This window comes from Nocardia colli, assembly GCF_008704205.1.
Lineage (GTDB): Bacteria > Actinomycetota > Actinomycetes > Mycobacteriales > Mycobacteriaceae > Nocardia > Nocardia colli.
This window is the reverse complement of sequence record NZ_VXLC01000001.1, coordinates 224,638-237,564: the sequence shown is the minus strand read 5'-3', so window position 1 is coordinate 237,564 and position 12,927 is coordinate 224,638. Positions and strand designations below refer to the sequence as shown.

At 68.7% G+C, this 12,927-nt stretch carries 12 protein-coding genes; 6 read left to right on the top strand and 6 right to left on the bottom strand.

What is annotated here, in order from left to right; all coding sequences use genetic code 11:
- Positions 1-5 precede the first annotated feature (5 nt).
- The 4 genes from aceA (at position 6) to F3087_RS01220 (ending at position 6,688) form a co-directional block, all read left to right on the top strand.
- Positions 6-1,295 carry an isocitrate lyase gene (gene aceA, locus F3087_RS01235; RefSeq protein WP_150399892.1) on the top strand — a complete coding sequence of 430 codons (1,290 nt, stop codon included), beginning with the start codon at positions 6-8 and terminating at the stop codon, positions 1,293-1,295.
- A 195-nt stretch (positions 1,296-1,490) separates the two neighbouring features.
- Positions 1,491-2,363, top strand: a complete 873-nt coding sequence (locus F3087_RS01230) for a 3-hydroxybutyryl-CoA dehydrogenase (RefSeq protein WP_150399891.1) — start codon at positions 1,491-1,493, stop codon at positions 2,361-2,363.
- A gap of 90 nt (positions 2,364-2,453) precedes the next feature.
- Positions 2,454-4,757 carry a 5-methyltetrahydropteroyltriglutamate--homocysteine S-methyltransferase gene (gene metE / locus F3087_RS01225; RefSeq protein WP_150399890.1) on the top strand — a complete coding sequence of 768 codons (2,304 nt, stop codon included), beginning with the start codon at positions 2,454-2,456 and terminating at the stop codon, positions 4,755-4,757.
- A 323-nt stretch (positions 4,758-5,080) separates the two neighbouring features.
- The gene (locus F3087_RS01220; protein WP_150399889.1) at positions 5,081-6,688 is read left to right on the top strand and encodes a DEAD/DEAH box helicase; all 1,608 of its coding nucleotides are present in this window, start codon (positions 5,081-5,083) and stop codon (positions 6,686-6,688) included.
- A 33-nt stretch (positions 6,689-6,721) separates the two neighbouring features.
- Here F3087_RS01220 and F3087_RS01215 read toward each other — a convergent pair whose 3' ends face one another.
- The 3 genes from F3087_RS01215 to F3087_RS01205 are packed head-to-tail and all read right to left on the bottom strand — an operon-like array spanning position 6,722 to position 8,459.
- Positions 6,722-7,750 (bottom strand): serine hydrolase domain-containing protein, encoded by a 1,029-nt coding sequence (locus F3087_RS01215; RefSeq protein ID WP_150399888.1) that lies wholly within the window; start codon positions 7,748-7,750, stop codon positions 6,722-6,724.
- On the bottom strand, positions 7,750-8,226 hold the full coding sequence (locus F3087_RS01210) for a Clp protease N-terminal domain-containing protein (protein ID WP_150399887.1): 477 nt from the start codon (positions 8,224-8,226) through the stop codon (positions 7,750-7,752). The genes F3087_RS01215 and F3087_RS01210 overlap by 1 nt, the downstream gene beginning before the upstream one ends.
- 2 nt (positions 8,227-8,228) lie before the next feature.
- Positions 8,229-8,459 carry a hypothetical protein gene (locus F3087_RS01205; protein ID WP_150399886.1) on the bottom strand — a complete coding sequence of 77 codons (231 nt, stop codon included), beginning with the start codon at positions 8,457-8,459 and terminating at the stop codon, positions 8,229-8,231.
- A 73-nt stretch (positions 8,460-8,532) separates the two neighbouring features.
- On the opposite strand from F3087_RS01205, the gene F3087_RS01200 reads away from it, so the two are divergent.
- Positions 8,533-8,946 carry a VOC family protein gene (locus F3087_RS01200; protein WP_223884761.1) on the top strand — a complete coding sequence of 138 codons (414 nt, stop codon included), beginning with the start codon at positions 8,533-8,535 and terminating at the stop codon, positions 8,944-8,946.
- Positions 8,947-8,950: 4 nt separating this feature from the next.
- On the opposite strand, the gene F3087_RS01195 is transcribed toward F3087_RS01200, so the two are convergent.
- Entirely contained in the window at positions 8,951-9,682 is a 732-nt protein-coding gene (locus F3087_RS01195; protein WP_150399885.1) for a ZIP family metal transporter, read from the bottom strand.
- A 79-nt stretch (positions 9,683-9,761) separates the two neighbouring features.
- On the bottom strand, positions 9,762-10,319 hold the full coding sequence (locus F3087_RS01190) for a TetR/AcrR family transcriptional regulator (protein WP_150399884.1): 558 nt from the start codon (positions 10,317-10,319) through the stop codon (positions 9,762-9,764).
- A gap of 96 nt (positions 10,320-10,415) precedes the next feature.
- Between F3087_RS01190 and F3087_RS01185 the strand changes: the two genes are divergently transcribed.
- Positions 10,416-11,729 carry a phthiocerol/phthiodiolone dimycocerosyl transferase family protein gene (locus tag F3087_RS01185; protein ID WP_191093726.1) on the top strand — a complete coding sequence of 438 codons (1,314 nt, stop codon included), beginning with the start codon at positions 10,416-10,418 and terminating at the stop codon, positions 11,727-11,729.
- Here F3087_RS01185 and F3087_RS01180 read toward each other — a convergent pair.
- The gene (locus tag F3087_RS01180; protein ID WP_150399882.1) at positions 11,704-12,915 is read right to left on the bottom strand and encodes an AI-2E family transporter; all 1,212 of its coding nucleotides are present in this window, start codon (positions 12,913-12,915) and stop codon (positions 11,704-11,706) included. The genes F3087_RS01185 and F3087_RS01180 overlap by 26 nt on opposite strands.
- Positions 12,916-12,927 lie beyond the last annotated feature (12 nt).

Here is a 12,927-nt window from a genome sequence, read left to right as displayed (position 1 = left end):
CAGAGATGTCGAACGCCGGCACCCCGAAGACCGCTGCGGAAATCCAGCAGGACTGGGACACCAACCCCCGCTGGAAGGGCGTCACCCGTAACTACACCGCCGAGCAGGTGTCGAAGCTCCAGGGCACCGTCGTCGAAGAGGCCACTCTTGCTCGCCGCGGTTCGGAGATCCTCTGGGATCTCGTGAACAACGAGGACTACATCAACTCCCTGGGCGCCCTCACCGGCAACCAGGCGGTCCAGCAGGTCCGCGCCGGCCTGAAGGCCATCTACCTGTCCGGTTGGCAGGTCGCCGGTGACGCGAACCTGTCCGGCCACACCTACCCGGACCAGAGCCTCTACCCGGCCAACTCGGTCCCGTCCGTCGTGCGTCGCATCAACAACGCGCTGCTGCGCGCCGACGAGATCGCCAAGGTCGAGGGTGACGACTCGGTCAAGAACTGGCTCGCCCCGATCGTCGCCGACGCCGAGGCCGGCTTCGGTGGCGCGCTGAACGCCTACGAGCTGCAGAAGGCCATGATCGCGGCCGGCGCCGCGGGCGTGCACTGGGAAGACCAGCTCGCCTCGGAGAAGAAGTGCGGCCACCTCGGTGGCAAGGTGCTGATCCCGACCCAGCAGCACATCCGCACGCTGACCTCCGCGCGCCTGGCCGCCGACGTCGCCGACGTGCCGTCGGTGATCATCGCCCGCACCGACGCCGAGGCCGCCACCCTCATCACCTCCGATGTGGACGAGCGCGACCGTGAGTTCCTTGACGGCACTCGCACCGCGGAAGGCTTCTTCGGCACCAAGAACGGCATCGATCCCTGCATCGCGCGCGCCAAGGCCTACGCCCCCTACGCCGACCTCATCTGGATGGAGACCGGCGTCCCGGACCTCGAGGTCGCGCGCAAGTTCTCCGAGGCCGTCCGCAGCGAGTTCCCGGACCAGCTGCTGGCCTACAACTGCTCGCCCTCCTTCAACTGGAAGGCCCACCTGGACGACGCGACCATCGCGAAGTTCCAGCGTGAGCTCGGCGCGATGGGCTTCAAGTTCCAGTTCATCACCCTGGCCGGCTTCCACTCGCTCAACTACGGCATGTTCGACCTGGCCTACGGCTACGCCCGCGAGGGCATGACCGCCTTCGTCGACCTGCAGGAGCGCGAGTTCAAGGCCGCTTCCGAGCGTGGCTTCACCGCGGTCAAGCACCAGCGTGAGGTCGGTGCCGGCTACTTCGACACCATCGCCACCACCGTTGACCCGAACACGTCCACCGCGGCGCTGAAGGGCTCGACCGAAGAAGGCCAGTTCCACTGAGCCACTCGTGATTCGCCAAGGGAATGAGGTTCCCGACGTGAATACCGATAGCCCCCAGTAGGGGTGTACCGCCCTCCCCGCTGAACAGCCCCAGCGGGGAGGGCATCCCTATACCTTGGACCACCGAGGGGCCGCTCACACCAGAGCACACCCCCTCCAGCCACCGACTAGCCAGACCAACAGCAGGAGCGGGACGTGAGCAGCGAGAAGATTCAACGCGTCGGCATCATCGGTGCCGGACAGATGGGTGCCGGAATCGCGGAGGTGTGTGCGCGAGCGCACGTCGACGTGCTCGTCTTCGAACAGACCAGGGAATTGGCCGCCGCGGGTCGCTCGCGCATCCTGCGTTCGCTCGACCGCGGCGTCAGCAGCGGCAAGATCACCGAGCGGGAACGCGAGCAGGCCGCCTGGCGACTGCGGTTCACCTCCGACCTCAACGACTTCGCCGACCGCCAGCTGGTGGTCGAGGCGGTGCTCGAGGACGAGAAGGTGAAGACCGCCATCTTCGCCGAGCTGGACAAGGTCGTCACCGACCCCGAGGCCGTGCTGGCCTCCAACACCTCCTCCATCCCGATCATGAAGATCGCGGTCGCCACCACCCAGCCCGAGCGCGTGGTCGGCATGCACTTCTTCAACCCGGTGCCGGTGCTGCCGCTGGTCGAGCTGGTCACCACGCTGAAGACCAGCGAGGCCGTGTCCAAGCGGGCCGAGGCGTTCGCCGGCGACGTGCTGGACAAGCAGGTCGTCCGGTCGGCCGACCGCTCCGGGTTCGTGGTCAACGCGCTGCTGGTGCCGTACCTGCTCTCGGCCATCCGGATGGTCGAGTCCGGCTTCGCCACCAAGGACGACGTCGACAAGGCGATGGTCCTGGGCTGCGCGCACCCGATGGGTCCGCTCGCGCTCACCGACCTGGTCGGCCTGGACACGGTGAAGTCGATCGCCGACTCGATGTACCAGGAGTTCAAGGAGCCGCTGTACTCCGCTCCGCCGCTGCTCATGCGTATGGTCGAAGCCGGGTTGCTGGGCAAGAAGACCGGCGCGGGTTTCTACCAGTACAACCGGGCCTGAGCTCGTTTCGATTCAACCCAGGCGCTATAGCGTGCGGCGTCCATTGTTTCCGGTGGGCGCCGCACAGCCATCGAAGGGAGCAGCGCGCTCATGGTGAACGTGACCGACGGCTACGGGTCGAGCATCCTCGGCTACCCGCGGATCGGGCCGCATCGAGAACTCAAGCGGGCCCTCGAGGCCTACTGGCGCGGTGCGATTCCCCGCGCCGAATTGCTCGCGGTGGGCCGTGACATTCAAGACCGGCAGTTCAACGAACTCGCCGCCACCGGGTTGACCCAGGTCCCCGGCAATACCTTCTCCTTCTACGACCACGTGCTCGACAACGCGCTGCTGTTCGGCGCGGTGCCCAAGCGGTTCGAGCAGTATCGGGACGAGCTGGATCCACTCGACTTCTATTTCCTGATGGCGCGCGGCAATCCGGACGTGCCGCCGCTGGAGCTGGTGCGGTTCTTCGGCACCAACTATCACTACCGGCAGCCGGAATTGGACGCCGACACCGAATTCTCGCTGCATCCCGAGGCGCTGCTGGCCGAATTCGACCGGGCCAAGGAACGCGGCATCGAACTGCGCCCGGTGGTGCTCGGTCCGCTCTCGCTGCTGCTGCTCTCCAAGGCGGGGCAGATTCCCGGTCAGGACGAGTTCGACACGCTGAAGCTGCTGGACAAGCTGCTCCCCGCGTATGAGCAGCTGTTCGAGATCCTGGCCAAGCGCGGCTCGACCTGTGTGCAGTTGGATGAGCCCGCGTTCACCAGCGAGCGCTCGCCGGCTGAGCTGGCCGCGTTCGAGGCTGCCTACCAACGACTTTCGAAGGCGCCGCTGCGGCCGCGGATGCTCGTCACGGGTCAGTACGGCGATTTCGGTGAGGCGCTGCGGATCCTGGCGGCCAGCAATGTGGAGGCCATCGGCCTCGACCTGGCCAGTTACCGGATCTCGCCGGAGGACCTGGCGGAGATCCCGGGGATTCGCCGCAAGCGGCTCTACGCCGGCGTGATCAGCGGCCAGAACGTCTGGCGGGCCGACCGGCACGTCACGCTGGAGTACCTGAACCGGCTCGCGCAGGTGTGCCCGGACCTGGTCGTCTCGACCGGCACCACGCTGCTGCACGTGCCCTACGACCTGCTCATCGAGTACGACATCCCGGGCAACGTGGCCGACCGGCTCGCCTTCGCGAAACAGAAGGTGGGCGAGGTGGTTTCGCTCGCCAAGGCGCTCACCGACGGCCCGTCGGAGAGCTGGCGCAAGCGGCCGACCGAGGTGCACTTCAAGCAGAAGCACGCAGTGCGGCAACGGGTTTACGCGGTCACGCCGCAAATGCGGGAGCGCGAACCGTATTCGGTGCGCCGCACGGCGCAGCAGGCCAAGCTGAACCTGCCGCCGGTCCCCGCGACGACGCTCGGTTCGTTCCCGCAGACCGGCAAGATCCGGCAGGCGCGCTACGAGCTCGGCCAGGGACGGCTGTCCTTCGACGACTACAAGAAGCGCATCGAAGCCGAGATCGAGGCGACCATCCGGTTGCAAGAGGACATCGGCCTCGACGTGCTGGTGCACGGCGAGCACGAGCGCAACGACATGATCCAGTACTTCGCCGAGCTGCTGGACGGCTTCGCGACCACGCACTTCGGCTGGGTGCAGGTGTACGGGTCGCGGTGCGTGCGGCCGCCGATCATCTACGGCGACGTGTCCCGGCCCGCGCCGATGTCGGTGGAGTGGATCAGTTACGCCCAGTCGCTGACCGACAAGCCGGTCAAGGGCATGGTCACCGGGCCGGTCACCATGCTGGCCCGCTCGTTCGTCCGCCAGGATCAGCCGCTGCACGAGACCGCGGACCAGGTGGCCCTGGCCATCCGCGACGAGCTGACCGACCTGGAGAAGGCGGGCATCGCGATCATCCAGGTCGACGAGCCCGCGCTGCGGGAGATGCTGCCGCTGCGGCCCGCGGGCCGGGCGGAGTACCTGCGCTGGGCGGTCGGCGCATTCCGGCTGGCCACCTCGGGGGTCAAGCCGGAGACCCAGATCCACACGCACATCGGGTATTCCGGGCGGGCGGAAGTGGTCGAGGCGATCGAGGAGCTGGACTGCGACGTCACCGCGATCGTGGCGACCCGCTCGATCGAATGGGTGGTGAAGGCGCTCGCGGCGGACAGCGGCACCGATCACGGACTCACCCACGGCGTCGGCCCCGGCGTGTACGAGAGCCGCTCGGCGCGTATCCCGGACATCGACGAGCTGGACGAATTGCTCACCGCCGCAGCCGAAGCCATCACCCCGGAACGACTATGGGCGAATCCGGACGGTGGTTTGAAGACGCGGCACTACTGGCAGCTGGAGCCGTCGTTGCGCAATCTGGTCGCCGCGGCGCGCCGGGTGCGCAGGCGCGCGCTGGCCGGCGAGTAGCCGAACTACGTTGGCCGCCCCCTGTTTTCGCAGGGGGCGGCTCTCGTTGGGCATGGGCCGGCGCGCCGGTGGGTTATGCCCGGTTCGGCGCGCCGTGACGTAACCCACTACAGACCTCGCGGTCCGAAGGCGAGGAATACGCGAGGTTGCGGTAGAGTTACCAAAGGCAAGCGTTGATCTTCACGCTCCCTCTCGATCCGTCGTGGATGTCTTACCTTTCGCGTCGGCGCCTCAGCTGGGTGTCATAACACCGAACGCACGGACCTGCAATCCTGCGCAGCGCTGGGGTACACCCCGATGCCTGGAAGGCACACCCACCAAATATGACCACCCCCGTTTCGAGCCCTGCCCCCACCACGTCGTTCGCCGCCCTCGGCGTCGGCGCGAAGCTGGTCGGCGCCCTCACCGCGAGCGGCATCACGGCTCCGTTCCCCATCCAGGCGGCCACGCTGCCCGACACCCTCGCCGGTCGCGACGTGCTCGCCCGCGGCAAGACGGGTAGCGGCAAGACGCTCGCCTTCTCCATCCCCATGGTCGACCGCCTGGCCGGCGGCGATCAGCGCCCCGGCCGCAGGCCACGCGGCCTGATCCTCGCGCCGACTCGTGAGCTGGCCACCCAGATCGCCACCGCGCTGGAGCCGATGGCCACCGCCGCCGGGCTGAAGGTGACCACCATCATGGGTGGCGTCTCCCAGCACCGGCAGGCCAAGGCCTTCGCCGCCGGCGTCGACATCGTCGTCGCCTGCCCCGGCCGGCTCGAGGACCTGATGCGTCAGCGCGTGGTTTCGCTGCAAGACGTGCAGATCACCGTGCTGGACGAGGCCGACCACATGGCCGACCTCGGCTTCCTGCCCGCGGTGACCCGCATCCTCGCGGCCACCCCGGGCGGCGGCCAGCGGCTGCTGTTCTCGGCGACGCTGGACAACGGCGTCAACAAGCTGGTCAAGCAGTTCATGCGCAACGCGGCGACGCACTCCGTGGACACCGCGGACTCGCCGGTGGCCGCGATGACCCACCACGTCTTCGAGGTCGGCGGCGTCGAGGCCAAGCGGGTGCTGGTGGAGACCCTGGCCGCCGGATCCGGCCGCCGCATCCTGTTCATGCGCACCAAGCACCAGGCGCGCAAGCTGGCCAAGCAGCTGACCACCGCGGGCATTCCCGCAACGGACCTGCACGGCAACCTGTCCCAGGTCGCTCGCGACCGCAACCTGGCCGCGTTCAGCAACGGCACGGCCCGGGTGCTCGTGGCGACCGATATCGCGGCGCGCGGTGTGCACGTCGACGACGTCGAGCTGGTCGTGCACGTCGACCCGCCGGCCGAGCACAAGGCGTACCTGCATCGTTCCGGTCGGACCGCGCGTGCGGGCAGCGCCGGTGATGTCGTCACCGTCGTGCTGCCCGAGCAGCGGCGCGATGTCGCGGCCCTGCTGCGCAAGGCGAACATCAATGTCGCGTCCCAGCGGGTGACCGCCGATTCGGCGCCGGTGACGGCGTTGGTCGGCACCATCGCACCGCGGGTCGCGCCGAGCGCGCTGCCCGTGGCGTCGAACTCCGACGGCCAGGGCAACCGGAATCGGCGCGGCGGCGGCGATCGCCGGTACAGCGCGCCCGCCGGTCAGGCGCGCAGCCGTGGCGAGCGTGGACCGCGTGACGGTGCCGCTGCCGGTGGCCAGCCGCGTACCCGCAGTGCGCGGGGCACGGATGACGCGTCGCGCGGTGCGACCGGTGGTCAGCCGCGTCGTGGCGGACGTGGCGCCGGTGACGTTGCCGGTGGTCAGCCGCGCAGTCGTAATGGCCGTGGCGCCAACGGTTCCGCCGCGCACAGCTTCGATGCGGCGGGTCGTACCGCGACTCGCTCCGCGCGTGGCGGTGCGCCGCGCACCCGCGCGACCCGTGAGCAGGCGCCTGCCGCTCGGGCCGGGCGTTCCTGAGTTCAATAGCTGAAAGATGAAGGCCGTCTTCCTTTACGGGAGGGCGGCCTTTATCGCTGCGCGGAAGACGTCCATCGGGTCGTTCCAGTCGCCGTTGGTGTGGGTCACCACGATGCGTGTGCCGTCTCGGGTGCCCATGGCCCAGGTCCAGGAGCCCATGGTGGCTCCGGCCAGTCCGTAAACCGTTGGGCCGCATGGTATTTCCTGCTCGAAGACGCCTAAGCCGTAGCGGGTGTGCTCGACCCATTCCGCGCCGTCGGTCGAGACGGTGGTCCACATCTCGCGCTGCTGATCGGGTGGGAGTAGTCGTCCGGTCAGCAGGGCGTGCAGGAACACCTGTAGATCGCCGGTGGTCGAGACCATGTCTCCGGAAGCGCCCGACCAGGTTTGGTCGGAGTCGGTGATGTCGTAGATCTCCGCGTCGGGGGCCGGGTTGAACATGGTCGTGTAGTGCCGCGGGTGCGGACCGGCAATCACCGTTTCGATGCCTGCCGGATAGGTCGCGGTCAGGCCGAGCGGCTTGCTGATTCGTTCCGAGATCTCCTGGGCGAGTGGGTTTTCGGTCACCCGTTCGATCAGCATTCCGGCGATCACATAGTTGGTGTTGGAGTACCGGAAGCCCGCGCCGGGCGCGAAGTACGGTGGGTGGGTCATCGCGAGCCGCACGAGTTGTTCGGGGCGCCAGCCGGTTCCGGCGCGTACCTGGTCGTCGTCGGTGTGGGTGAACAGTCCGCTGGTGTGGTTGAGCAGTTGGCGGACGGTGATCGCGGTGCCGCCGTCGCTGGTGATCAGTCCGGGCAGCCACTTGTCCACCGAGTCGTCGAGGCTCAGCTCACCCTCGGCGACCAGTTGCAGCACTACGGTCGCCGTGAATGCTTTTGTGGCGCTGCCGATTCGGAACTGTTCCTGCGCAGCACGGGCGCGGCCGGCCGCGGTGTCGGACACGCCCGCGGAGCCGAACCAGCGACCGTGCTCGTCGCGGATCTCGCTGACGATGCCGGGCAGACCGCGCTCGCGTACCGCCTCGTCCAGCACGTGTTGCACCTCAGGGTGATCCGTCATCACGCTTCCTCGAGCGCGTGCTGAACCCGGGTCCGGAGATCGGTTCGATCCACCCCGGCCAGGGCGAGCGCGCGCGGCACGGTTCCGACGTCGGCGCGCAGAATGCCGAGGAGCACATGCGCGGGGCGTAGATCTCGTTTGCGGGGAACGGAATCGAAGCCGCGCTCCAGCGCGAGCTTCATCGATGCCCCGACATTCGGGGAGCCGTTGCGGAAGCCCTGTGTGCGCGGCATGTTCAGCTCGCCGAGCGACACCCCGGCCGCGCTCAGGCTGTGCTCGAACTCGCGGTGCAGTGCGTCGCGAATCGCCTGATGGTCGAGGCCGACCGAGGCCAGTACCCGCTGCGGCGCGGTGCCGATCTGTGCGGCGATCGCCAGCAGCAGGTGTTGCGCCTCGACGGTCGGCGACCCGTCGCGCTGCGCCTCGCTGCTGCCCTCGGTGATGACCGTGTGCAGGTATTCGTCGAATGGGGTCATGGTCAGCGCCTCCTCAGGCTGACGCCGGCGGCGATGAGCCGCTTGGCGTGTTTCTTGTGCACCGCTTGCCGGGTGACGCCGAGCGCCTCGGCGACCTGCGGCCAGCTCCAGCCCGTCCGCATCGCCTCCTCGACGGCGCTGTCCTCCAGCTGATCGGCCAAGCGACGCAACGCGACCACGGCCGCGAGCCGGTCCGCGGGACCGCCGGAGTCGGGGATTTCGGGGGTGAGCATACAAGCAACTTTAGTTGACTAAATTCGAGATAGTCAACCCTGGTTGCTAATCGGTCGGTCGTATCGTCGGAATGTGGAAGCAGACAGTGGCGCATGGCCGGTGGCGCAGGTGCGGATCGCCCGGCCGACGGATCGGCTCGATGAGGTGGTGCGGTTCTATGTCGAGGGGCTCGGGTTGCGCGAGCTCTTCCGGTTCACGAACCACGACGGCTACGACGGGGTGATGGTCGGGCTGCCGGGGACCGGCTACCACCTGGAGTTCACGACGCATGTGGACGGCAGCCCCGGTGCCGCGCCGAGCGCGGAAAACCTGCTGGTGCTGTACTTCTCGGCGGCCGCGCAGATGTCCGCGGCGGCGCGGCGGCTCACGGAGTTCGGCGCCGAACCGGTCGAGGCGGAGAACCCCTACTGGACTGCCAACGGCGGCTTGACCTTTCCTGATCCGGACGGCTGGCGGGTGGTGTTGATGCCGCGGCCGGTGTTCTGACCGGTCAGTGGTTGAGCGCGGCCACGCCGAGCATGAGGCCCGCGCCCGCCACGGTACAGGCGAGGGTGAGGCGGGACGGGTGCACGGCGTGTGCCTCGGGGAGGATGTCGGCGGTCGCCAGATAGAGCAGGAAGCCGGCGAAGTAGCCGAGGTAGAGGCCGACGACGCCGTGTGGCACGTGGATCAGCGAGCCGAGTATCGCGCCGATGACGGGGGCGACGGCGTCGAGCGCGAGCAGGGTCAGCGCGCGTTTGCGCGCGTTGCCGTAGAGCGTCGAGATGGTGAAAGTGTTGAAGCCGTCGGCGAAGTCGTGCGAGATGACCGCGATGGCGACCGCGGCGCCGACGGTGGCGCCGGCCTGGTAGCCGAGTCCGATACCGAAGCCGTCCAGGAGGCTGTGGAAGATCAAGCCCGCCGCGGCGAGTAGCCCGACGGATTCGAAACCGTGTGTGTGCGTGCCGAATTCCTGCTCGTGCCCGGTGTGGATGGCGACCGCGCGCTCGATCACGTGGATGGTCAGGAATCCGCCGACCGCGGCGATCAGCGCGGCGGGCACGCCGAGCACGTGCTGGCTGGATTGCTCCAGCGCCTCCGGCAGCAGATCGAAGAAGACGACGCCGAGCATCACGCCCGCGGCCAGGCCGAGCACCAGGTGTTTGCGGTCGCCGATGCGCACCGCGACGAGCCCGCCGACCAGCGTGGCGCACATCGACGCCAGCCCCAGCAGAATCGCCATCGTTCCAGCATGGGTGATCGGCACGGGCGGGAACGTTAGCACGGGCCGGTGAGTTCGCCGGACGGTCGCCCGGTGCCGGTCAGGCCGGGCGCGCGACCTCGCCCAGCGTGCGCAGGCCGGCGGTCAGGGTCTCGGCCGTCGGCGCGTTGTCCGGATCGACCAGCCATTGGATGAGCAGTCCGCCGATCATGGTCTGCAACACGGCGCCGACGGCCGGGTCGGCCGAGTCGTCGTCGAAGAAGTGCGAAAGACCTTCCCGCGCTTGGGCTTGCGCGATGCCGAACTCGGTGCGCAGCTCGGGGGAGTGCAGCGCCTGGGCGAAGCTCTCGGCGTTGGCCGACCACAGCGGCCGGTCCGCGGTGAACGAGTCGATCAGGCGTTGCAGGAAGGCGTGCAGCCGGATGGCCGGGTCGGCGGGATCGCCGGCGGGCGGCGAGTCGAGGATCTGCTGCACCGCGCTCGCGGTCGTCTCCATCATCGCCTGGGTGAGCAGCTTGTCCCGGGTGCCGAAGTGGTAGTTGATCGCCGCGAGGTTGGTGCCGGAGGCGGCCACGATGTCGCGCACGGTGGTGCGCGCGTAGCCGCGTTCGGCCAGGCATTGCTTGGCCGCGGCGAGTAGATCGTCTCGGGTTCCCACCTCCGCACGATAGCAGCCCGGCATACGTGTGTTTGTGACGAATGTTTCAAACGATCGTCTGTGACAAGTGTTTGAAACGTGCGTATGGTCGGGACCATGACCGCACAGCGACCCATTTCCCCCTTCGAGACCACGTTCTTCGGCACGGACACCAAGCTCGGCAGCGTCCCCACCGGCGGCATGCCGCTGTTCATCGGCTCGACCGTGCACGGTGCGCTCGAGCCCGAGATCCTGCATCGCGTACTCGGCGAGCTGGCCGCCGCCCACCCCTTGTTGCGCAGCACGGTGGTGACCGCGGCCGACGGCACGCTGCACCTGCGTCGCGACGACGACTATCGCCCGCGCCTGGACGTCGCCGACGGTGACGAGGTCGACTACCTGCGGCTGGTGAACGGCCCGCGGGACTGGACCGGCGGGTTGTTCCGCGCACAGTTGTTCCGGGCCGGGACACGTCAGCAGCTCGTGCTGGTGATCCATCACGGAATCTCCGACGGCCGTTCGGCTTTCGCGCTGCTGGCCGAGCTGTGGCAGCGCTACACCGCGCATGTCGCGGGAGGCCCGCTGCCGGTGGACGATTCGGATCAGTCCTTGCCCGAGGCGATGGATACCCGGCTCGCGGAGGTCTTTTCCGATGCCGAGGTGGCCGAGTTCCTGGAACTCGTGGCCGCGGGCGTGACGATGATCGATCCGGCGGCGGCGCCGCGTCGGCTGCCCTACGACGGTGTGGCCGACGATCCGCGCGGGCGATTCGCGGTGCGGCGCATCGAATTGGACACGGTCGAGACCGCCGCGCTGGTCGATTCCGCTCGGGCGCACGGCATCTCGGTCAACAGCCTGCTCGCCGGCGCCGCGCTGGTCGCGTTCCGCTCGCAGCTCGAGCCGGATACCGGTGCGCTGCCGATGATCTGCGGGCACGCCGTGGACGTGCGCGGTGAGCTGGTGCCGCCGCTGCCCGCGCGCACGATGCTGAACGTCGCGTCCGGCGTCGGCACCGCCGCCGAGGTCGAGCCGGACCACAGCCCGATCGACCTCGGCCTGCTGGTGGCGGCGGGCATGCGGGCCGCCGCCGAACGCCACGACGCGGGCCGGTTCCCGCTGGCCGCCCAGCGCGCGACGGACCCGGCGACGGTCGCCGCGTTCGCCGCGCCGCCCACCCTCGCGATGTCCAATATCGGCCGCTTGCCCGCACATTCGACCCCCGCGGGCGTCCAGCACATCCGCGACGACGTCTTCGCGATGGGTCCGGGCATGCCGCCGAAGCTCACCGTGTTCACCGTCGGCGACCGGCTCACCATCCAGGTCGAGCACGACACAGCGGAGCACAGTCGCGCGCAAATGGGGAAGATCGCGCAGGAGCTGCTCGAGCAGATCCGGCGGAGCGCGGCTACTTCGGCCGGTCGGCTCCGGTGAACCGAATGGTCAACTGCCGAGCCCACTTTCGATGCGGCTTCGGCGGCGCGGGCGGCAACGGCGCGTCGTGGTCGACGTCGGTCTGCACCTCGTAGCGCCGAATGTAGGCTCCGGCGAACGCCTGCACGGTCGCGGTGACCGGAATCGCCAGCAGCGCACCGGTCGCGCCGAGCAGGGCCGCGCCCGCCAAGACCGCGCCGAACGCGACGGCCGGGTGCATGTCCAGGGTGGTCGCGGTGATGCGCGGTTGCAGCACATAGTTTTCGAACTGCTGGTACACCACGATGAAGCCGAGCACCCACAGCGCGTCCGACGGGCTGTGCACCAGCGCGACGATGATCGGCAGCGCACCCGCCAGGTAGGTGCCGACGGTCGGGATGAACTGGGAGACAACGCCGACCCACAGCGCGAGCGCGAAGGCCGACGGCACATCGAGCACGCGCAACGCGACATAGTGCGCCACCGTCGAGGCCAGCGCGAGCAATCCGCGCGAATAGATGTAGCCGCCGGTCTTCTCCACCGCGATATCCCAGGCGCGCAACACATGTCGCTGCCTGCGCGGCGGCAGCAGCGAGCACACGGCGTTGCGGAAGCGCGGCCCGTCGGCGGCGAAGTAGTAGGTGAACAGCAGCACGCCGAGGGACTGGAAGACCACGCCGACCGTCCGCGTGCCGATGTCCCAGGCGTTGCCCGCCGCGCCCTCGAGGTACTTGCTCCAGCCGCTGGTGTACTTCTCGATATCGGTACCGGACAGGTTCGCGTCGAAGGTGCGGTTGATCCAGTCGATGCCCTGGTCGGCGTAGTCCGGCGCGTTGTTCACCAGGGTGGTGACCTGATCGATCAGCAACGCCCCGAGCGTCCAGAAGAACCCGACCACGACCGCGGTCAGCACGAGAAAGACTACGCCCGTGGCGAGTCCGCGCTTCATCCCGCGGCGGGCGAGCGCGTTCACCGCCGGCTCGATGGCGAACGCCAGGAACAGCGAGACCAGCAGGATGGTGAGCAACCCCTGTAACCGGGTCAGCACCCAGAAGCCCGCGAACAGCCCGGCCACCGTCGCCGCGGCGAGCAGGAACGCCCGCAGCAGCCACGGCGGCGGGCCGGTCGTCATCTCCGCGGTGACCACCGTCTCACCGGCGGCGACCGGGGTCGCGGCGGGAGGCGTCGTTTCGTCGTCCGCGGGCACAACGCCAACGTA